The sequence below is a fragment of the Devosia sp. Micro-HW1 genome (assembly GCF_056341075.1).
This window is the reverse complement of sequence record NZ_CP094375.1, coordinates 2,916,396-2,937,115: the sequence shown is the minus strand read 5'-3', so window position 1 is coordinate 2,937,115 and position 20,720 is coordinate 2,916,396. Positions and strand designations below refer to the sequence as shown.

The following is a 20,720-nucleotide window of genomic DNA, read 5'->3' as shown; positions in this document are numbered from 1 at the left end:
CGTCTCGCGCTGCGCGCGGTCCACCCTCTCTCTCAAGGGGAGAGGGGAAAAGCGGCGTGTGCCTCTGCTGCCCACTATACCGCCCCCTCGTCGTAAGAATGCCCGGCCCTCAGCCCATCGCGAACGCGGGCCGCGATCTCCAGAAACTCCGGGGTCTCGCGGATGTCGAGGGGACGCTCCTTGGGCAGTGTCGACTCGATCACGTCCGTCACCCTTCCCGGACGGGGCGACATGACCACGATGCGGGTCGAAAGATACACCGCCTCGGGGATCGAGTGCGTCACAAAGCAGATGGTCTTTTCCGTCCGCGCCCAGAGCTTGAGCAGCTCGGAATTGAGATGGTCGCGGACGATTTCGTCCAGCGCGCCGAAGGGTTCGTCCATCAGGAGGAGATCGGCGTCGAAGGCCAGGGCCCGCGCAATGGAGGCGCGCTGCTGCATGCCGCCCGAGAGTTGCCAGGGATATTTTTTCTCAAAACCCGAGAGATTGACCAGGTCCATGGTGCGCTTGATGCGCTCGGCCTGCTGCGCCTGCGAATAGCCCATGATTTCGAGCGGCAGCGCCACGTTCTTTTCGATGGTCCGCCAGGGATAGAGCGCCGCGGCCTGGAACACATAGCCATAGGCCCGGGCCTTGCGGGCCTCTTCGGCGGTCATGCCGTTGATGGTCAATGTGCCCGAGGTCGGCTTTTCGAGATCGGCAATGGTGCGCAGGAAGGTGGTCTTGCCGCAACCCGACGGGCCGATGAAGGAAACGAAATCGCCCTTGTTGATGGTGAGATTGACGTCCGAGAGCGCCACCACATCGCCATCGCCCGTGGGAAAGGTAAGGCCCAGATGCTCGGCACGGACGACGGCGGGGCCAGTGTCCTTTGAGAATGACGTTTCAATCACGGGTTCGGACACGGGCGCTCTGCCTCTCACATGCTTTTATCTGGCCGAGGGTAGCCGGAGCTTCCAACGCTCCCCCGGTTGCTGAATTTCTCGTTGCTTTGCCTTGCAAGCGGCGTGCCGAATGGACGGCGGCTGGCGTTTGCCCGCCCCGCGCCGTCCATGCCTCCCCACGCTGCCGCTTTCTTGGTCATGGTGCCCCAATCACACGCCGGTGGCCGGAATGCCCGACCGCTCAACCTTGCGCGGCGCCACGATTTCCTTCCACTGGCTGAGCGCCCGGTTCACAGGGTTTTTCGCTTCGCGGGCGACGAACTTGCCATGGCCGGGCTCGGCCTTCACTTCGTTCTCGACGATCGACACCTTGCCTCGCGAAAGCACGAAGCGCGGCAGGCCGGTGACTTCAAAGCCTTCAAAGACATTGTAGTCGATGACCGACTGCTGCGATTTCGCCGAAATGGTCTTTTGGCGCTTGGGGTCCCAGACCACGAGATCGGCATCGGCACCGACCATGACCGCACCCTTTTTCGGGTACATGTTGAGGATTTTGGCAATGTTGGTGGAGGTCACCGCCACGAATTCATTGGGCGTGAGGCGCCCGGTATTGACGCCTGCGGTCCACAGCACCGGCAGGCGATCCTCGAGCCCGCCCGTGCCATTGGGGATCTTGGCAAAGTTGCCGACGCCGAAGCGCTTCTGCTCACTGGTAAAGGCGCAGTGGTCGGTGGCGACGCAGGAGAGCGAGCCCGCCTGCAGCCCGGCCCAGAGCGAATCCTGATGGCTCTTGTTGCGGAAGGGCGGGGACATGACGCGGCGGGCGGCATGGTCCCAGTCCGGATTGAAATATTCGCTTTCATCCAGCGTCAGGTGCTGGATCAGCGGCTCGCCATAGACGCGCATGCCCTTCTGGCGGGCGCGGCGAATGGCTTCATGGGCCTGCTCGCAGCTCGTATGCACGACATAAAGCGGCACGCCCGCCATGTCGGCAATCATGATGGCGCGGTTGGTCGCCTCGCCCTCGACTTCCGGGGGACGGGAATAGGCATGGCCCTCTGGCCCGTTATTGCCTTCGGCCAGCAACTTTGCGGTCATGGCCGCGACAACATCACCATTTTCGGCATGGACCAGCGGCAGGGCGCCGAGCGCGGCGCAGCGCTGGAAGGACGCGAACATCTCGTCGTCATTGACCATCAGCGCGCCCTTATAGGCCATGAAATGCTTGAACGAGGTAATGCCCCGGTCGACCACATCGGCCATTTCATTGAAGACCTGCTCGCCCCACCAGGTGATGGCCATGTGGAAGGAGTAGTCGGTCGAGGCCTTGCCGGTCTTGTTGTCCCACATCTGCAGCGCCTCGAGCAGGCTCTGGTCGGGATTGGGCAGGCAGAAATCGACCACCATGGTCGTGCCCCCGGCCAGCGCCGCCCGCGTGCCGCTTTCGAAATCGTCGGCCGAATAGGTGCCCATGAAGGGCATTTCGAGATGGGTATGCGGGTCGATGCCGCCGGGCATGATCAGGCACCCCGTGGCGTCCAGCACTTCATCACCCGACAGGTTCCTGCCGATCTCAACGATGACATCGCCCTCGATTTTGACATCGGCTTCGTAGCTGAGATCGGCGGTGACAACGGTGCCGTTCTTGATGACTGTGCTCATGGTATTGTTCCCTCTAGTCCTGTGGCCCCCTCATCCGTCTCGCCCTGCGGGCGAGCCACCTTCTCCCCGAGAGGGAGAAGAACGGATCGTGCCTGATTGAGAAATTGAGCGCCGGCAGACGCGCGAACGCCTCTTGTTCCTCTCCCCCTCGGGGAGAGGGTGGCCGGAGCGAAGCGGAGGTCGGGTGAGGGGGATTTTTCGATCACCCCCATAATCAGTTCGCAAACCGTGTCGCGATGATTGAGGACGTCGTCGTTCCAGAAGCGCAGCACCGAATAGCCCTCAGAATTGAGAAAGGCCGTGCGCTGTTCATCCGCTGCATTCTCGGCGTGCTGCCCACCATCAAGCTCGACAATGAGCGCCGCCTCACGGCAGGCGAAGTCAGCGATGTAGGGACCCACCGGCATCTGCCGAACAAACTTCAGACCGCGCAGACCGCGATTGCGCAAGACATACCAGAGGCGGTTTTCGGCATCTGATGCGTTGCGGCGCAACTGACGGGGGCTGGTATTCACGGAGACACCCCCTCATCCGGCGCTACGCGCCACCTTCTCCCCGAGAGGGAGAAGAATGGTCCGGTGCTTGTTCCGGCACGGAGCCCAATTCCTCTCCCTCTCGGGGAGAGGGTGGATCGGCCAAAGGCCGAGACGGGTGAGGGGGTCTTACAAGACCTCGTCATGGCTACTCCACCACCTCCGCCGTCTCCACCACCGCGTGGAACAGCACATCGGCCCCGGCCGTCGCCCAGTCCTTGGAAATATCCTCGGCCTCGTTATGGCTGAGGCCATCGACGCAGGGGCACATGATCATCGTTGCCGGCGCCACCTTGGCTGCCCAGCAGGCGTCGTGGCCGGCGCCGGAAATGACGTTCATGTGGCTGTAGCCGAGCCGCTCGGCGGCGGCGCGGACGCGGCCCACCAGGGTCGGATCAAAGGTTACCGGGTCGAAATGGCCGATGGCCTCCACCGCGCAGCCGACACCGATCTCGGCACAAATTTCTGCCGCGCGCTTTTCGATCTCGGCGCGCATGCGGTTGAGTTTTTCGATATCGGGCGAGCGGATGTCGACGGTGAAGACGACCTTGGCGGGAAGCACATTGCGCGAATTGGGGGTGAACTTCACCTGACCCACGCCGCCCACGGCGCCCGGCTGGGCCGCCATCGCCACCTCCTGCACCATTTCCATGATGCGCGCCATGGCAAGGCCCGCATTGACCCGCATGGTCATGGGGGTCGAGCCGGTATGGGCTTCCTTGCCCGTCAAAGTGAATTCGAGCCACCACAGGCCCTGGCAGTGCGTCACCACACCGATCTGCTTGTCCTCGGCTTCAAGGATCGGGCCCTGCTCGATGTGATATTCGAAATAGGCGTGCATCTTGCGCGCGCCCACCTCTTCGTCGCCGACCCAGCCGATACGCTTTAGTTCATCGCCAAAAGTCTTGCCGTCCATGTCCTGGCGGGCATAGGCGTGCTCGATCGGGATGACCCCGGCGAAGACGCCCGAGGCCAGCATGGCCGGCGCAAAACGCGCGCCTTCCTCATTGGTCCAGTTGGTGACAACGATCGGGTGTTTGGTCTTGATGCCAAGGTCGTTGAGCGAGCGCACCACTTCGAGCCCGGCGAGGACGCCGAGCACGCCGTCATATTTCCCGCCCGTCGGCTGGGTATCGAGATGGCTGCCGACATAGACCGGCAGGGCATCGGGATCGGTGCCGGCGCGGGTCATGAACATGGTGCCCATCTTGTCGACGCCCATGGTGAGACCGGCCGCGTCGCACCAGCGCTGGAACAGTTCGCGGCCTTCCTTGTCGGCGTCGGTCAGGGTCTGGCGATTATTGCCGCCGGCCACGCCCGGGCCGATTTTCGCCATCTCCATCAGGCTCTCCCAGAGCCGATCGCCATTGATACGGAAATTTTCGCCGGGAGAGGTCATTTTCGGGCTCTTGATACTGGTCGGTCAGAGAAAAGACCCCGCCGTCGCGAAGCGAGGGCGGGGTCAATTATGTTACTTCACGCTCGGGAAGCTGAATTCCGCGCCGCCCTTGATGCCGGCGGGCCAGCGGGTGGTGACGGTTTTCAGCCTTGTATAGAAATGCACGCCTTCGGGTCCGTAGATGGAATGGTCGCCGAACAAGCTTCGCTTCCAGCCGCCGAAGGAATGGTAGGCCACCGGCACCGGGATGGGCACGTTGATGCCCACCATGCCCACTTCGATCTTGTCGGCAAATTCGCGGGCAGCGTCGCCGTCACGGGTGAAGATGGCCGTGCCATTGGCATATTCGTGGCCATGGATCAGATCGACCGCGTCCTTGAAGCTGTCGCGGCGGACCACAGAGAGCACCGGCCCGAAGATTTCCTCGCGGTAGATCTTCATGTCGGGCTCGACATTGTCGAACAAAGTGCCGCCGACATAATAGCCGTTCTCGTAGCCCTGGAGCTTGAAGCCGCGGCCATCGACGACCAGCTCGGCGCCCTGCTCCACCCCGGAGTCGATGTAGCCGAGGATCTTGTCGCGGTGCATTTTCGTGACCACAGGACCCATTTCGGCGTCCTTGTCGGTGGCCGGGCCGATTTTCAGCGATTCAACGCGGGGTTTCAGCTTGGCAACGAGTGCGTCGGCGGTGTCCTTGCCCACCGGTACGGCCACCGAAATGGCCATGCAGCGCTCGCCGGCCGAACCATAGCCGGCGCCCATCAGCGCATCGGCCGCCTGGTCGAGATCGGCATCGGGCATGATGATCATATGGTTCTTGGCGCCGCCCAAAGCCTGCACCCGCTTACCGGCCTTGGTGCCGCGCTGGTAGACGTACTCGGCAATCGGGGTCGAGCCCACGAAGGAGACCGCCTTGATATCGGGATGGTCGAGAATGCCGTCGACCATTTCCTTGTCGCCATGGACGATGTTCAAGATGCCTTCGGGGAGGCCGGCTTCCATGAAGAGGTTCCAGGCCAGCATGGGCGCGGAGGGATCGCGTTCCGAGGGCTTGAGGATAAAGGCATTGCCGCAGGCAATGGCCGCCGGATACATCCACATCGGCACCATGGCCGGGAAGTTGAACGGGGTGATGCCGGCGACAACGCCGAGCGGCTGCCGGTCGGAATAGCTGTCGATGCTCGGGCCGACATTGCGCGAGAATTCGCCCTTCAGCAGTTGCGGAATGCCGCAGGCGAAATCCACGCAGTCGATGCCGCGCGCCACTTCGCCCAGCGCGTCGTCATGCACCTTGCCATGCTCTTTCGAAATCTCGCGGGCGAGATCGTCGGCATATTGATCGAGCAGCGCCTTGAACTTGAACATGACGCGGGCGCGCTTCATCGGCGTTGTATTGCCCCAGGCGACCTGCGCCTTGACGGCCGACGCGACCGCCGCGTTGAGCTCGTCCATGGTCGAGAGCGGCAGTTCGGCGCTCTGTTCGCCGGTGGCCGGATTGAAAACCGGGACGCGGCGGGTGGACGAGGAGACATAGCGCTTGCCGGCAACGGCATTTTCGATGACGTGCATCAGGGTTTCCCCTCCAATTCGGGAACGTTCATTCTAAATTCTATTCTATAGAATTTCCGTTCCATTTTAGTCCAGCGTCTTCAGAATGCCTGCCAGCTTGGTGACGATTTCGTCGATCTGGCTTTCCGAGATGATCAGCGGCGGGCTAAGCGCGATGATGTCGCCCGTGGTGCGGATAAGCAGGCCCTGCTCATAGGCCTGCAAAAAGGCCGAGAAGGCGCGCTTGGTGGGCTGGCCGTCGATCGGCTGCAGCTCGATGGCGCCGACAAGGCCGATATTCCTGACGTCGATGACATGCGGCAGGCCCTTCAAAGAATGCAGCGCCTCTTCCCACTTGGGCGCCAGCTCGGCGCCGCGGGTGAGCAGGCCCTCGTCCTTGTAGGTTTCGAGCGTGGCGAGACCGGCGGCCGAGGCCACCGGATTGCCCGAATAGGTATAGCCGTGGAAAAACTCGATCATGTGCTCGGGGCCAGCCATGAATGTGTCGTGGATCTCGGCCGAGACCATGACTGCGCCCATGGGAATGACCCCATTGGTCAGGCCCTTGGCCGTCACCATGATGTCGGGGACGACGCCGAAATAGTCGGCGCCGAACGGCGTGCCGAGGCGACCGTAGCCGGTGATCACTTCATCGAAAATCAGCAGGATGCCGTGCTTCTTGGTAATCTCGCGCAGGCGCTTCAAATAACCCGCGGGCGGGATCAGCACGCCGGTGGAGCCGGCCACCGGCTCGACGATGACGGCGGCAATGGTCGAGGCATCATGCAGTGTGACGATACGTTCGAGCTCGTCGGCCAGTTCGGTGCCATGTTCGGGCACGCCCTTGGAGAAGGCATTCTTGGCAAGGTTATGGGTATGCGGCATGTGGTCGACGCCTGATAGCAGCGTGCCGAACATTTTTCGGTTGGTGACGATGCCACCCACCGAAATACCGCCGAAATTGACGCCGTGATAGGCGCGTTCGCGACCGATAAGGCGGGTGCGCGAACCTTCGCCCTTCACCTTGTGATAGGCGAGGGCCACCTTGAGCGCGGTCTCGACCGATTCAGAACCGGAATTGGTGAAGAGCACATGATCGAGGCCATCAGGGGTGATGTCGACCAGCCGGTTGGCCAGCTCGAACGCCTTGGGATGGCCCATCTGGAAGGCGGGCGCATAGTCGAGTTCGGCCGCCTGCCTGGCGATCGCCTCGACGATTTTTGGGCGCGCATGGCCGGCATTGCAGCACCACAGACCCGCCGTGCCATCGAGCACCTGGCGGCCATCGGCGGTGGTGTAATGCATGTCCTTGGCCGCGACGAACATGCGCGGGCTCTTCTTGAACTGACGGTTTGCCGTAAAGGGCATCCAGAACGCGCTGAGATCGTTCGGCGCAACGTTGGATGAATTGGACACGAAACTCTCGCTCCCGATGTTTTTGCCCCGGTCCTCAATTGGCTCTTGACGGCGCGTCACGAACCCCGGAAATTTTGACCAGTTGGAAAAATGTTAGCATCCCTATACTTTCCCGCAAGGCGAAAATGGCCCCTCGAAAACTGAATGCCGCCGAACCCGCGCCGGGCATGGCCAAGCGCCAGCACAAGGCGGACGCCAGGAGCGCCACCAGCCATGCGCCGGCACGCCAGCGCCCGCTGACGCGGATCCAGAAGGAAAAGCAGGACATCATCCTCGAAGCCGCGCTCGAAGTGTTTTCGCTGCATGGCTTTCGCGGGGCGACCATCGACCAGATCGCGGAAGTGGCGGGGATGAGCAAACCCAACCTGCTCTACTATTTCCCGAAAAAGGAAGAGATCCACCGCCGGCTGATCTCGGAACTGCTGGTCAACTGGCTGGCGCCGCTGCGCGAATTCGACGAGACCGGCGATCCGTTCACCGAAATCCGCTCCTATATCCGCCGCAAGCTCGAAATGGCCCGCGATTTTCCGCGCGAAAGCCGGCTGTTCGCCAATGAGATGTTGCAGGGCGCGCCGCGCATCATCGAAATGATCGAAGTGGATCTGAAGACCCTGGTCGATGAAAAGGCCAAGGTGATGCTCACCTGGATGGACCAGGGGCGCCTCGCCCGCACCGATCCCTATCACCTGATCTTTTCCATCTGGGCCACCACCCAGCATTATGCCGATTTCGACGTGCAGGTCCGCGCGGTACTGGGAAAAGGCCGCAATGGCGAGGGGCGGTTCGAGGATGCCGCGCGGTATCTCGAGCAGTTGTTCATGCACGGGTTGACACCGAAGCCGAGGCCGGGGGCGAAGGGGTAGTCGCCCCACCCTTGTTTCCTCCCCACAAGCGGAGGGATTGAGGGTGGCGTGAACCCCGCGCGATGCGCCACCTTCGCCGCCCGCCACCCCACCGCCCGTCACCCCCACCGCCTGTCACCCTCGGGCTTGACCCGAGGGCTCTTCACTTGGCGATCTCCTCCCAGAGATCGCGCCAGTCAGGATTATTCTCCTCTATCAGCGCCTCTTTCCAGTGGCGGTACCAGCGCTTGAGCGACGTTTCCCGCTGGATGGCCATGCCGATCTCGCTAAACGCCTCATAATAAACCAGCCGCTTGATTTCATTGGCCTTGGTGTAACCCGCCACCAATCCTTCCCGATGTTCGTACACCCGGCGAACCAAATCATTGGTGACGCCAATATAGGTCCGCCCCCTCCGAATATCCGCCAGAATGTAGACAAATCCGCCCATCCCGACATCTTGAAGTACAGAGCCCTCGGGTCAAGCCCGAGGGTGACGTTCGGTGGGTGGGGGAGATATGTACCGGCAAGCTGAAATCGACATCATTGCGGGATCCAGCGCTAGAAGTGCCTCACTCCCCAATGCGGCCATGCGACTCGCACTGCGCCACAGCGCTCGCCGCGCCACGACGCATCCAGCGCCCACCGCGCTCCAAACACCCACCGCGCGTCACCCTCGGGCCTGACCCGAGGGCTCTTCACTTGGCGATCTCCTCCAAGAGAGCGCCGCTACCGTCCCGTGAAATCCATTTCGAAAAACACGTCTCGGCTGCTGGTGCCTTCAAATGCTGGTAGATCGCGTATCCAGGGATGTCGCTCCACTATTCCCGAGTCGATCCCGCGTTCGGCTTCTGTTGCCCTGACCTTTATCGACCGAGGCATCGGCCCACGGCCTGGCTCACCATAGAGAAGCTCCCTGATGGCCCCATCAGGGCTGACGATGACGAATGCAGGATGCAAATCAAGCTCACAGCTCCCGTCGAATTTAGAGAGATTTTGAACTGACTCTCTGAAGTCTTTTCCGCTCACGCAGCCAATAAACTGAAACCCATAAGTGCGCGTTGAAAACCAATTACTCCCCCTTCTTAACACAAACAGGGCATCCCCATTGGGCAAAGGAAAGTCTATAGCGTCACCCGCGACGTGGTACTGCGGTTCAGAAAAAGGGAGCAGCCAATCTATCACCGATACTTCCCAGACGGTGCTGCCTGCATAGCGTGAGCCGTCATACTCAAAGGTGACTTCTAGCTGATAACGACCACTACCGCTGATCGCGTAGGTCTACCAGAACCAACCAACGGCCAACAAGACGACAGCAAGAATTCCCGCCAGAATTCGCATGCCCCCGCCTCACCGTTCTCCGCCAGCCGACAGTCTTTCCGCCTGGCCGACAGCCCCGACCGTCCCCACGCGCCGCACCCCCACCTCCCCCGCGAAACAAAACGCCCCGCCTTCAAGCTCTTTCGCCTGATAGAGCGCCCTGTCCGCGAGCTTGAGCAGCGCCTCTGCGGGATGGTCCTGGCCCTTTTCGACTATGCCGAGGCTGATGCCGACGGAGACGGTGTGCCCCACGATATGCAGCGGGCGGCCGACGGTGGCGATGCAGTCGCGGGCCAGCTGGATCAGCGCCTTGCGCTGATCGCCGCGACGGGCGATGACCACGAATTCGTCGCCGCCGATGCGGGCGAGGAATTCGCCATCCCGCAGTTGCGAGGCCAGGCGCTTGCCCACGTCCACCAGCGCCAGGTCGCCGGCGTGGTGGCCGAACAGGTCATTGATGGGCTTGAAGCGGTCGAGGTCGAGCGCCAGGACCGAAAAGCGCTGTCCGGCTGCGACGCGCCGCGCCAGTTCGGCCTCGAAGGCGCGCAGGTTGGGGAGACCCGTCAGGTGATCACGCAGGGCCTGGCGCTGGGCTTCGCGGCGCTGGCTTTCGATGCGCCGGACATGGCGCAACATGAGCAGGAGACAGGCGAGGACGCCTGCGATCAGGGTCAGGATCAGCGGCACGCGCACCGGGGCATGGGTCTGCAACAGGACAAGGCCCGGCCGGTCAGAGGTCCAGACCAGAAACTGGCCGCCCCGCGGTCCGCTGAGCAGCGGAATGGATTGCGCATAGTCCTCGCGTGACGCCGCAGGCGCGATCCTGAGATCATGGAGCCCGGCTATGGCGCCAAGGGCCGCGACCGCCTCGGTCATGTCCTGGTCGGGAACATGGGGCAGGATATCGGCGATTTGCGCCGCCCGCGCCCGCTCGTCCGCCATGGACATGGCATCGGTGGTCGACATGACATGCATGACCGAAAGAAAAAGGGCGAGACCTGCCAGGAGCGCAAACACCACCGCGCCCAGCACCAGAAATCGGATGGGCCGAAGGGTCCCGGCCGGGTCGCCCTCCGGCAGGGACTGAATAAGCTCTGATCTGTTCAAGTGCGAGTGCCCCGCGTCCACCCCCATCTTTGCCCCCCAATGGTTGGCAAGAGGTTACGAGGCTTGGATTTTCCTATTCGCTGGCGGCCCGCTGCGCCATCAGGGCCAATGGCCGTCCCTCCGGATCGACCAAGAAGGCCATCCATTCCTCAAGCCCATCGTCATGGCGATGGATGAGCCGCGGCGCCTGGGTAAAGACGACGCCCCGCGCCAGCAGCGCGGCATGGGTGGCCTCGATGTCAGCCACGCGAAAATAGAGGATGGATTCGGGTCCGGTTTCCGAGGCCTGCTGCAGATAGAGCCTGAGGCCACCGAGATCGAAAAAGGCCATGCCGGGAAAGCCCATGATGAGCTTGAGGCCGAGCACGTCGCGATACCAGACGACGGCGCTGTCGATGTCGCGCACCGAGCGGGCGATCTGGCCCAGGGGCCCGAGCCCGATGGAATCGGTCATGTCGCACTCCTTTGTCCTGTTGCCACCCCAATGCTCATCGTCTCCCATCCCCTTCGTGGTGGGGCCCTGCCGTGCCGGATGCTCACACCGGTCCTTAACCCCGGATCGGGCATGGTTGGCGGACAATCAAAGGAAACGCCTCCCGTGCCCGACGTGCAAGCCCATTCGCTCAACCGCCGTGACTGGCTGTGGGTTCTGGCCATCTGGCTCGTCGCCATCGCGACGATGGTGGGCCGCAGCCTTTACGCCAATACCGGCGGCCCGCTGTTTCTCGATACCGATGATGCCATGCGCATGGTCGTGGCGCGCGATTTCCTGGCGGGCCAAGGCTGGTATGACCTCATCCAGCACCGGCTCAATACCCCCTTTGGCGCCGAAATCCACTGGTCTCGCCTGATCGACCTGCCGCTGGCGGGCCTGCTCTATGGCGCAGGGCTATTCGTCGAGCCGCACATGGCGCTGACCATAACCGGCACCATCTGGCCGCTGCTGCTGCTCTTCGTGCTGCTCTGGCTCAGTGCCAGGGTGACGCTGGAACTGGTGGGGCGCGAGGGCCTGCTGCCGGCGCTGGTCCTGCCCGTGCTCAGCCCCGCCGTGCTGGCCGAATTCACGCCCGGACGCGTGGACCACCACAATGTCATCATCCTCCTGACGCTGGCGACGCTGCTGGCCAGTCTCGTCGCCCTGCGCCGGCCCATCGGGGCGTGGCTGGCGGGGTTTCTGGCGGCCACGGCTCTGGCCGTGGCCCTCGAGGCCGCGCCGCTGGTGGTCGCGGCCGTGCTGGCCTTTGGCCTTGCCTATGTGGCCGATCCGGCGCGCAAGGCCAATCTGGCCCGTTTCGGCCTGGCGCTGGCCGGGGGGCTCGTGCTGCACCTGGGCCTCGCCCGGCCGCCCGCACGCTGGCTGGAGGCGGCCTGCGACATGCTCTCGCCGGTCTATGTGCTGGCCGGATGCGCCGTTGCCGCCGCCTACCTCGTGGTCTTTGCGCTGCCCGCGCCACGCCGCGCCTTAATCCGCCTGGTCCTTCTCGGCGTGCTGGGCGCCTTGGCCGCCGGGAGCGTCGCCCTCGCCTATCCGCAATGCTTGGCCGGGCCCTATGGCGAACTCGACCCATGGCTGCAGGACAACTGGATCGCCGCCATTGTCGAGGCCAAGCCGTGGCACGTGTCGCTGTTCGAGCTGCCGGTCTACTCCATCGTCGTCGGCCTGCCGGTCTTTCTCGGCCTCATTGCGGCGGGCCTCGCCTTCTGGAAAACGCCGGAAAGGCGACTGGGCTGGCTCACCCTGATCGTGTTCCTGGTCTGCGCCACCCTCGTCATGCTCACCCAGGTGCGGGGCGCGCGGCTGGCCGTATTACCCACCATTCCGGCCGCGGCCTGGCTGATCATCGCGGCGCGCAATCGCTATCTCAGGCATAAGGGGGTGGTGCAGGTGCTGGGCCTCGCTGGCGCCTGGCTGGCCTTTTCCGGCGTCATCATGAGCCTTGTGGTGAGCTATGCACTGACGCTGCTGCCCGAGGGGCGCGCGCAGGTGGTGAGCGAGGCGCGGGCGAGCAAATTGCCATGCCTTGTCCCGGAGAGCTTTGCCGGGCTCAACACGCTGCCCGAGGCTCGGATCATGTCGCCCATCGACCTCGGCTCGCACCTGTTGCTCGAAACCGGCCATGCGGTGGTGGCCGCGCCCTATCATCGCAACGAGGATGGGGTGCTGGACGCCTTCCGCTTCTTCAACCGTTCATCCGAGGAGGCCAGGGCCATGGCCGGGAACCGCGGCCTGACGCTGCTGGTCACCTGTCCCGCCATGCCCGAAATGCGCGGACCGGGCGTTCGGGAACCCGATACGGTGCTGAGCCTGCTCGCAGCAGGCACCCCGCCCGACTGGCTCCAGCCCATTCCCAATGAGGGACCGCTGCAGGTCTTTGCGATCAAACCCTAGGCGCGCAGGCCCAGTTCACGGCGCAACTTCTTGCTGAGTTTTGCCGCCACCAGCCGGTGCGCCTCGGTCATATAGGCCCGCACATCGTCCTCGGAGAGCGGGCTTTCGTGCGAAATCGCCACCCAGCCGGCCCGGGCGAAATAGGGGGCGGGCCGGATGCCCTGCATTTCGGTCATCAGGTCATAGGCCATGTCGGAGACCTTGAGCCAGATCTCGCCCGGATCAGCATCGAGCAGGCAGAAGATTTTTCCGCCGACCTTGGCGACCGAATCGTTGCGCCACTGACGCACCAAAGTCGCCGCCGGAAGCGTGCTTACGAAGGCTTCGAACTGCGGGCGGTGCATGATCGGCAGATAGGTCATTGATAATGCTAACAGTGTGCTAACGAATTGGGCGCCCCGGTCTTCCCGGAGCGCCCTGTTGCTCGCATGCCTTTGTCGTTACTGCGCGGCGACACCGAGGCCGATCGGGCAGCTGACGCCGGTCCCGGCCAGCCCGCAATAGCCATTGGGATTCTTGGCCAGATACTGCTGGTGATAGGTCTCGGCATAGTAGAAGGGACCAGCTTCGCCAATCTCCGTGGTGATCGGGCCCAGGCCACGGCGGCTGAGGGCCGACTGGTAGGCGTCGCGGCTTTTCGCAACGATTTCAGCCTGTTGCGGCGTCGTCGTATAGATGGCCGAGCGGTATTGCGTACCCACATCATTGCCCTGCCGCATGCCCTGGGTCGGATCGTGTTCCTCCCAGAAACTCTTCAGCAGCGTCTCGAGCGGGATCACCTTGGGGTCGTAGACGACCTTGACCGCCTCGGTATGGCCGGTGTGGCCCGAACAGACCTCTTCATAGGTCGGGTTGGGCGTGTGGCCACCCTGGTAGCCCACCGCGGTCACGGAAACGCCGGGCAGCGTCCAGAACAGCCGCTCAGCCCCCCAGAAGCAGCCAAGACCGAAATAGATCGTCTCGCTACCCTCGGCATAGGGACCCTTGAGCGGCGCGCCATTGACGAAATGCTCATTGGCGACAGGCATTTGAGTGGAGCGCCCGGGCAGTGCCTCAGCAGCGCTGGGGATGGTGGTCGGCTTTTGACGGAAGAACATGTGTTGCTCCTTTCAGCCCATTATTCGCAGGCAAAGCGGCAAAAGTTACGGCGCAGCCGCCGTTTCAGATCTGTTCCTGACGCAGGAACCGTTCACGGCGCGGGCGGCGCCCCATCAGCGCCAGCATGATCCCGGGCACGCCCAGAACGGCAAAGGCCGGGTAGGTCAGGAGGGACGTCAAGGCCACCGAAAGCAGGTCGGCAAAGAACCGGCTTGCGAAAAAGCCGGTGACAGCATCGAGGCTTCCCGGGTCCAGTTGCGTCCAGGCCTGGCCAAGGCTGGTGAAGACAAGCGTGTTGGCCGCCAAGGACTTGGTGCCGTCCACGACAAGAAAAATCAGCGCCAGGCCAATCAACCAGGTGCCCAATATTCGCAAGACCAGCCGCATTCACATTCCCTGTGCTTGTCCCGGATCAATCGAGCGGGCCCATGGTTCGTTCCATGCCAAGCAGGTCCGGTTGTGCCATGGGGCGCGCTCGCTTCACAAGATGGCGGGCAAGGATAAATCGTGCCGTTTCGGGGTCGCACAAAACATTCGGTATGGAGCCAAAGTGATCCCTTGCGCCCGCGGCCTTGATGGGTATATTGCGCCTCGCTCGCAGCGGCCCCCTCGGGAGCCGCGATCCCGGCCTTCCAGACCGGGCATGATGCGATGCGGAGAGGTGGCCGAGTGGTCGAAGGCGCACGCCTGGAAAGTGTGTAGGCGGGGAACCGTCTCAAGGGTTCGAATCCCTTTCTCTCCGCCATTCCCAAGCCATTGATATTGCTAGGGTAAAATCCGACTCAAAGGGCGGATGACAACACCCCGTCACACCGGGGCGTGTTTGTGCCTTGCTTAGGTTCACTTCATCCTTGATGCACCGGCGAGGTCCGGTTTTCCTGTTCCGAAAAATCGGTGCCGGTCGACCTGATTGATCGCCTTGGCAGTTCGGACATCCGAAGAGTATTGCGCACGTGCAATACCCTGCCCTATGGCCGAAAGTGACATTTACGAAGAAGACTTTACCCCCGTCGACCTTAACGCGCGGGCCAAACCGCTTCCCGGGGCGCCGGACTTTCTTGAAAAAGAGGTCCTGGTGGGTAGTTACGTTCCGAAGCGGCCGATCCCTGCTGGCATCCGCCGTCTCGGCTCAACTATCATGGCTTCCATGACAATCACCATTCGCATTGCTGCCGAAGCGGATATTCCCGCGATCTTTGAGGTTCGCACCAGTGTGCGGGATCACCATCTATCGGTCGAGCAAATGGCCGAGATGGGTATCACGCATGAGACGATCCGTGGGAACTTTGATCCTCCTCTAACGTCACGCTATGGCAGCAGCACTCCCGGTGCGGCGGAAGTCGGCGCTGGCTTTGAGGCGCTCGCCGTCACGCCAGCACATCTGGAACGATCCCTGATTCCAGTCCCATTGCGGCATCGGGCCAAGCAAGATGCCCATGGCCGTGAGGTCGGTGACAACCTTGGGTTGAAGCCGGCTTTCGATGTGAAGCGTGTAGTCGTCTTCGAGTGGCAACATCCGTGGCGCGTCCGACGCCGCCTGCGGGTCCATGCCGAAATCGAGGATGTGGACCAGCATCTGCGCCACCGTGGCGTAGACATTGCCGGGCGTGCCCAGGGAAAGCCACGGCTTGCCGTTCCGGAGCACGAAGGTATTGCCCAAGATATTGCGCATACGGGCGCCGAGGACGCGGAAATTGGAGAAATGGGCGCGCATCGATGTCTGCTCGTGCGAACCCATCATGAAGACGCCGTCCACCGCCATACCAGGAATGCCGCCGGACTGGATGGTGTTCATCATCTGGATCCAGTTGCCGTCGGCATCAACGATGGAGATCTCGCAAGAGCCGACCGGCGGTTTGCGACTGGCACTGTTCCAGCCGCTCGCGGCGATAGCGACGCGGCCGCGTGTGAGGCGGACATGGTCGGTCAGGTCGACATGCGGGCGGCTCGCGGCGATCAGCCTTGCCTGCTGTGCGTGATAGGCCGGATCTATCAGCACCGCGGCAGCGTCGCCGGCCACGACGGGATCATGCAGGAAGCCGCAGGCCTGTTCGGCGAGGCGCAGCGCATGGGCCATGGTGAAGAGATAGTCGGCTCCGAATGGCTCCATCTGGGCGATGCCAGCGTGGTCGAGTATCCCCAGCACCATGGCGCAGAAAGCACCCTGCCGCTCGGGCGGCGCCAGACCGACGATTTCGTAGCCCCGGTGGGTAAAGCGCAACGGGATCTGCCAGCGCGGCGGATTGGCCCTGAGGTGATCGAGGCGGACGGGCCAGCCGAGATCGTTGCCCGCCGCTATAAAGGCCTTCGCCCAGCCGCCGGTGGTGAAATAGTCCGGACCTTCGGCCGAAAGCCGCTTCATGGTTTCGGCCATGGCCGGGTTGCGCACCACCTTGCCCACGGGGGTCAGGTAACCCTGGGGCATGAACACGGCGCGGCCGGATTCGAAATAGGTGCAGAAGGGCGCGGCAAAGACGTTGACGCCATATTCGAATGAGGAGACGGGGTGCCCCTCTTCGGCCCAGTACACGGCCGGTGCACAAAGTTCGGACCAGGTCTTGCTCCCGTAACGCTCGTGCAACGCCTTGAGGCCCGGCATGAAACCGGGGATGGCTGCCTGGGGACCCGGTGCACCCTCACGAGCCCAGCCACCCACTCCATTGATGGGGCGGAAAGGCGGCAGGTCCGGCGCCAGCGTACCCAGGGCATTGAGCTGGTGGGCTTCTCCTGCATTGCCATCCCAATAGAGACAGGAAACCATACCGGCATGGCTGGTCAGGTGGGGCTCGACCACGGCCTGCACGAGGGCGGCAGAAATGGCCGCATCGGCTGCATTGCCGCCCGAAGCGAGCACACCGATGGCCGCTTCGGTGACGATCGGATTGCCCGTGCTGACCACGGCACTCCCTTCGGCCAGGGGTTTGGGGCCCTGGTCGGCGATATACTTCCCGAGCTCGCGCATGCTTATTCCCGTGGTTCCATGGCGTCACGCAACCCGTCGCCCAGAAAGTTGACGGCCAGGACGGTGCAGAGGATCATCAGGCCCGGCGGAATGGCGAGCCAAGGCGCCTGCGACAGCCAGGACGACGCACTGTTGAGCAAATTTCCCCAGGTCGGCACCGGCGGCTGGATGCCGAAACCAAGGAAGGAGAGCGCCGATTCCAGCATGATGGCGCTGCCCACCGCCAGGGTTGAAGCCACGGTGATCGGCCCGATGGCATTGGGCAGGATATGGCGGAACATCAGCCTTGGCCCGCTGGCGCCGAGCGCCCTTGCAGCCTCGACGAATTCGCGTTCGCGCAGAGCCATGAACTGACTGCGCACCAGGCGCGCCGTGCCCATCCAGATCAGAATGCCGACAATGGCGACCAGCAGCGGCGGGCTCGGCCGGAACAGGCCCGAAAGCAGCAGCACCAGCGGCAGCGTCGGGATCGACATCATCACGTCGGTGAAACGCATCAGGGCGACGTCGGGGATGCCACGGTAGAAGCCCGATATCGCGCCCACCAGCGTTCCGACAATGCCCGCGATCATGGCGCCGGCCAGGCCCACTGCGAGAGACACCCGGCCACCGTGCAGGAGGCGCGTCAACGCGTCCCGGCCCAGTTCGTCCGTTCCGAGCCAGTGTTCGGCCGACATCGGACCGGGCATGCCGAGCAGTTCAAAATCCTGATAGTCGTAGGAATAGGGCGAGATCATCGGCCCGATGGTCACAGCTATGCCGAGCACCACCAGGAAGACCGCACCGATAACGGCGAGACGGCGCTTAAGGAAGCGGCGCAGGACGCGACGCCAGTAGGTTTGCGGCGGCGCCTCGGCAATGAGGACATCTTGGGCCGTGGCATCAGTCATAGCGGATCCTCGGATCGAGCGCCGCGTAGCAGAGATCGGCGACGATGTTGGCGACGACGATGGCGAGCGATCCCATCATCATCAGGCCCATCAGCATGGGATAGTCGCGGCCGTCCATGCTTTCCATGAAGAGCCGACCTATGCCGGGCCAGGCAAAGACCGTCTCGGTGATGACGGCGCCCGAAATGATGGTTACGAAGTCGACTGCAATCACCGTCACCGCAGGGATCATGGCGTTGCGCAGGGCATGCAGGAACAGCACGGCGCGCTCACTGCGCCCCTTGGCATAGGCGGTACGGATATAGTCCTGGTTGAGGACGTCGATCATGCCCGACCGGATGAAGCGGCTCCAGCTGGCTACTGTCGCCAGCGACAGCACCGCCGCGGGCATGATGATATGGCGCAGCCGGTCGATGAACGAGCCATCGCCGATGGACTGGTAGCCGGCGGACGGTAGCCAGCCAAGCTTCACGCTGAACAGGAGTTGCAGCAGCAAGGCGAGCCAGAAGACGGGGGTCGAGATACCGGCAAAGCTCAATACGGTCACGGTGCCGTCGAGCTTGGTGCCCCGGCGGGCGGCGCTGATGATGCCGACGGGCACTGCGATCAGCAGTGAGACCAGCATGGCAAGCCCGCCCAGTTGCAAAGTCGGTCCCAGACGCAGCACGATCTCGTCGAGAACCGGGCGGCCAGTGCGGATCGAATAACCCCAGTCGCCGACCAGGATGGCCTTGAGCCAGAGGAAATACTGTACGGGAACGGGCTGGTCGAGGCCATAGCGGGCGGCGATCTGCGCCAGCGCTTCCTTACTGACGGAAGGATTTTCGGCATAGATGTCAAGCGGGCCACCCGGCGCCAACTGGATAATGACGAACAGAATGACCGAAATGCCCAACAAAAGCGGTATGGCGCCGAGCAGACGGCGAATGACGTAACCTAGGCTCATCTTGCTCCTTGGGGGCTCGGAGCCACCGGCCCTGTCGAAACAGGGCCGGCCAGCAGTTCAAGAGTCTTTGTCGAGCACTCAGCTCTCAAGATACCATTCCTTGGTGTCCACGAAATTGGTCATGTTGGTGGGGTTGGGAATGAAGTTCTTGAGCTCGACGGGTTTGGCGATGACCGAGACGCCGCCGGTGAGGGCGATGGCAGGCAGGTCTTCGGCGATGATTTTCTGCATCTCGGAAGCGGCGGCCTTGCGTTCGGCCTGGTCCAGCGTGTTTTCGAGGCGGGCGAACACTTCGTCGAGCGCAGGGTTGGAGTAGCCCTGACCGTTATTCTCGCCTTCGGTGCCGTAGAAGATCGAGTAGACCGGATCGGCCGAAGTGATCCAGCGACCATAGATCAGATCATAGCCGCCAGTGTAGCGGGCTTCGCGGTAAGCGACGCCGGTCTTGTTGTCGGCGGTGGCCTCGACGCCAATTTCCTTCAGCTGGGCAATGATCACCTGCTGCACATTTTCGTCGTCGGCGCGACCGGCCTGGACCACGAAATTGAAGCTCAGGCGCTTGCCATCTTTTTCGCGGATGCCATCGCCACCCTTGGTGTACCCGGCTTCGTCGAGGAGTGCATTGGCCGCGGCGACGTCATAGGCATATTCGGGGGTCGCATCGTCGTAGAGGTCGAAGATCGGCAGGACCAGCGACTTGATCGGGGTCGGGAAGCCGCCCTGGACACGGATCAGCGTCTCGCGGTTGATGGCATGGGCCACGGCCTTGCGGACCGCGATATCGGTCAGCAGTTCATTGCGGAAGTTGAAGTCGAGGTGCCCCCAGCTCAGCTGCGGACCGACAACGATCTCGAGACCTTCCACGCCTTCAAGCTGCGAGGCGCGGCCATAGGGCACCGACACGGCCATGTCGAGTTCGCCGCTCTGGAGCTGGGTGATCAGAGTGTTGCTGTCGGTGACGATGCGGAACACCAGGCGATCAAGGTAAGGCAGGGCGTCGCCATTCTCGGCAGTGCGCCAATAGTCGGTATTCTTGTCGAGCACGACATACTGGCCCCGCACGAATTCGGCGACCTTGAACGGGCCGGTGCCAACAGGTGTCTCGTTATAGGACGAGGTGTTCAGGTCGGTGCCTTCGAGCAGGTGCTTGGGCATAATGCCGAAGGTGAACAGGGTCGAGGCAAAGTTCGGCTTCACCGTGTTGTAGTTGCAGACCACCGTGTAGTCGTCGGGCAGGTCGATGCTGTCGATATCCTGGGTGCCGTCCTTGGATTCGGCGATGAAGGCCGGATCCTTGACTGCTTCCCAGGTGAACTTGACGTCAGCCGAGGTGAAAGGGGCTCCATCGTGCCACTTCACGTTCTCCTGCAGATGATAGGTGATGGTCATCCTGGAGCCGTCCTCGGACAGGACAATGCCGCCATTGTCGAGGGTCGGGACTTCCTTGGCGAGTACCGGCACGTAGCGCGCGTCCTGGTCAGGGGCGATCAGCCCTTCGATGACCGTGTGCTGGGCATCGGCGAGGAAGCCGGTGGAATAGGTATTCATGGTGTCGAGCTCATAAGTGAGACCGACATTGAGGGTGCCGCCGGCCTGCTGGGCCATGGTTGGCAGCACGCGCATGGTGGCAAAGGCCGTGGTGCCGGCGAGGATGCCCTGCAAGACGACGCGGCGCGATAGTTTGATAGTCATGTTTTCCCTTCCTTGATCTGCAAAAAGCTCAG

18 protein-coding genes and 1 tRNA gene are annotated in these 20,720 nt (G+C 62.8%); 3 read left to right on the top strand and 16 right to left on the bottom strand.

The genetic code is table 11. The annotated features are described in order from the left end of the window. Positions 1 to 74 precede the first annotated feature (74 nt). From MQW79_RS14115 to aptA, 6 genes are all read right to left on the bottom strand, one after another. Positions 75 to 905 (bottom strand): ABC transporter ATP-binding protein, encoded by an 831-nt coding sequence (locus MQW79_RS14115; protein WP_476585103.1) that lies wholly within the window; start codon positions 903 to 905, stop codon positions 75 to 77. Positions 906 to 1,094: 189 nt separating this feature from the next. Then, the gene (gene hydA, locus MQW79_RS14110; protein ID WP_476585102.1) at positions 1,095 to 2,546 is read right to left on the bottom strand and encodes a dihydropyrimidinase; all 1,452 of its coding nucleotides are present in this window, start codon (positions 2,544 to 2,546) and stop codon (positions 1,095 to 1,097) included. Beyond that, positions 2,543 to 3,061 (bottom strand): endonuclease domain-containing protein, encoded by a 519-nt coding sequence (locus MQW79_RS14105; RefSeq protein ID WP_476585101.1) that lies wholly within the window; start codon positions 3,059 to 3,061, stop codon positions 2,543 to 2,545. Before MQW79_RS14105 ends, hydA begins: the two co-directional genes overlap by 4 nt. A gap of 166 nt (positions 3,062 to 3,227) precedes the next feature. Then, the gene (locus MQW79_RS14100; RefSeq protein ID WP_476585100.1) at positions 3,228 to 4,478 is read right to left on the bottom strand and encodes a Zn-dependent hydrolase; all 1,251 of its coding nucleotides are present in this window, start codon (positions 4,476 to 4,478) and stop codon (positions 3,228 to 3,230) included. A 72-nt stretch (positions 4,479 to 4,550) separates the two neighbouring features. Beyond that, positions 4,551 to 6,047, bottom strand: coding sequence for a CoA-acylating methylmalonate-semialdehyde dehydrogenase (locus tag MQW79_RS14095; protein ID WP_476585099.1), 1,497 nt, complete (start codon positions 6,045 to 6,047; stop codon positions 4,551 to 4,553). A 66-nt stretch (positions 6,048 to 6,113) separates the two neighbouring features. Then, the gene (gene aptA, locus MQW79_RS14090; RefSeq protein WP_476585098.1) at positions 6,114 to 7,442 is read right to left on the bottom strand and encodes an omega-aminotransferase AptA; all 1,329 of its coding nucleotides are present in this window, start codon (positions 7,440 to 7,442) and stop codon (positions 6,114 to 6,116) included. Positions 7,443 to 7,609: 167 nt separating this feature from the next. Between aptA and MQW79_RS14085 the strand changes: the two genes are divergently transcribed. Continuing rightward, complete coding sequence (locus MQW79_RS14085) at positions 7,610 to 8,305, top strand: TetR family transcriptional regulator C-terminal domain-containing protein (RefSeq protein ID WP_476588241.1); 696 nt, start codon at positions 7,610 to 7,612, stop codon at positions 8,303 to 8,305. A gap of 142 nt (positions 8,306 to 8,447) precedes the next feature. Here MQW79_RS14085 and MQW79_RS14080 read toward each other — a convergent pair whose 3' ends face one another. From MQW79_RS14080 to MQW79_RS14070, 3 genes are all read right to left on the bottom strand, one after another. Beyond that, positions 8,448 to 8,735 carry a GIY-YIG nuclease family protein gene (locus tag MQW79_RS14080; protein WP_476585097.1) on the bottom strand — a complete coding sequence of 96 codons (288 nt, stop codon included), beginning with the start codon at positions 8,733 to 8,735 and terminating at the stop codon, positions 8,448 to 8,450. 899 nt (positions 8,736 to 9,634) lie between these two features. Next, entirely contained in the window at positions 9,635 to 10,711 is a 1,077-nt protein-coding gene (locus MQW79_RS14075; protein WP_476585096.1) for a diguanylate cyclase domain-containing protein, read from the bottom strand. A gap of 73 nt (positions 10,712 to 10,784) precedes the next feature. Continuing rightward, complete coding sequence (locus tag MQW79_RS14070) at positions 10,785 to 11,165, bottom strand: VOC family protein (protein ID WP_476585095.1); 381 nt, start codon at positions 11,163 to 11,165, stop codon at positions 10,785 to 10,787. 144 nt (positions 11,166 to 11,309) lie between these two features. On the opposite strand from MQW79_RS14070, the gene MQW79_RS14065 reads away from it, so the two are divergent. Beyond that, complete coding sequence (locus MQW79_RS14065; protein ID WP_476585094.1) at positions 11,310 to 13,100, top strand: hypothetical protein; 1,791 nt, start codon at positions 11,310 to 11,312, stop codon at positions 13,098 to 13,100. Here the strand turns inward: MQW79_RS14065 and MQW79_RS14060 are convergent. From MQW79_RS14060 to MQW79_RS14050, 3 genes are all read right to left on the bottom strand, one after another. Next, positions 13,097 to 13,462 (bottom strand): MmcQ/YjbR family DNA-binding protein, encoded by a 366-nt coding sequence (locus MQW79_RS14060; RefSeq protein WP_476585093.1) that lies wholly within the window; start codon positions 13,460 to 13,462, stop codon positions 13,097 to 13,099. The genes MQW79_RS14065 and MQW79_RS14060 overlap by 4 nt on opposite strands. Before the next feature lie 78 nt (positions 13,463 to 13,540). After that, complete coding sequence (gene msrA, locus MQW79_RS14055; protein ID WP_476585092.1) at positions 13,541 to 14,197, bottom strand: peptide-methionine (S)-S-oxide reductase MsrA; 657 nt, start codon at positions 14,195 to 14,197, stop codon at positions 13,541 to 13,543. 64 nt (positions 14,198 to 14,261) lie between these two features. After that, positions 14,262 to 14,585, bottom strand: coding sequence for a hypothetical protein (locus MQW79_RS14050; RefSeq protein WP_476585091.1), 324 nt, complete (start codon positions 14,583 to 14,585; stop codon positions 14,262 to 14,264). Between the two features lie 268 nt (positions 14,586 to 14,853). Here MQW79_RS14050 and MQW79_RS14045 point away from each other — a divergent pair. Beyond that, positions 14,854 to 14,943 (top strand) — tRNA-Ser (locus tag MQW79_RS14045). A gap of 558 nt (positions 14,944 to 15,501) precedes the next feature. Here MQW79_RS14045 and MQW79_RS14040 read toward each other — a convergent pair. The 4 genes from MQW79_RS14040 to MQW79_RS14025 all read right to left on the bottom strand — a co-directional run bounded on the left by MQW79_RS14040 (position 15,502) and on the right by MQW79_RS14025 (position 20,688). Next, the gene (locus MQW79_RS14040) at positions 15,502 to 17,160 is read right to left on the bottom strand and encodes a gamma-glutamyltransferase (RefSeq protein ID WP_476585090.1); all 1,659 of its coding nucleotides are present in this window, start codon (positions 17,158 to 17,160) and stop codon (positions 15,502 to 15,504) included. 2 nt (positions 17,161 to 17,162) lie between these two features. After that, positions 17,163 to 18,050: an ABC transporter permease gene (locus MQW79_RS14035; RefSeq protein WP_476585089.1), complete on the bottom strand. Its 888-nt coding sequence runs from the start codon at positions 18,048 to 18,050 to the stop codon at positions 17,163 to 17,165. Beyond that, complete coding sequence (locus tag MQW79_RS14030; RefSeq protein ID WP_476585088.1) at positions 18,043 to 18,996, bottom strand: ABC transporter permease; 954 nt, start codon at positions 18,994 to 18,996, stop codon at positions 18,043 to 18,045. Before MQW79_RS14030 ends, MQW79_RS14035 begins: the two co-directional genes overlap by 8 nt. 78 nt (positions 18,997 to 19,074) lie before the next feature. Beyond that, complete coding sequence (locus tag MQW79_RS14025; RefSeq protein ID WP_476585087.1) at positions 19,075 to 20,688, bottom strand: peptide ABC transporter substrate-binding protein; 1,614 nt, start codon at positions 20,686 to 20,688, stop codon at positions 19,075 to 19,077. Positions 20,689 to 20,720 lie beyond the last annotated feature (32 nt).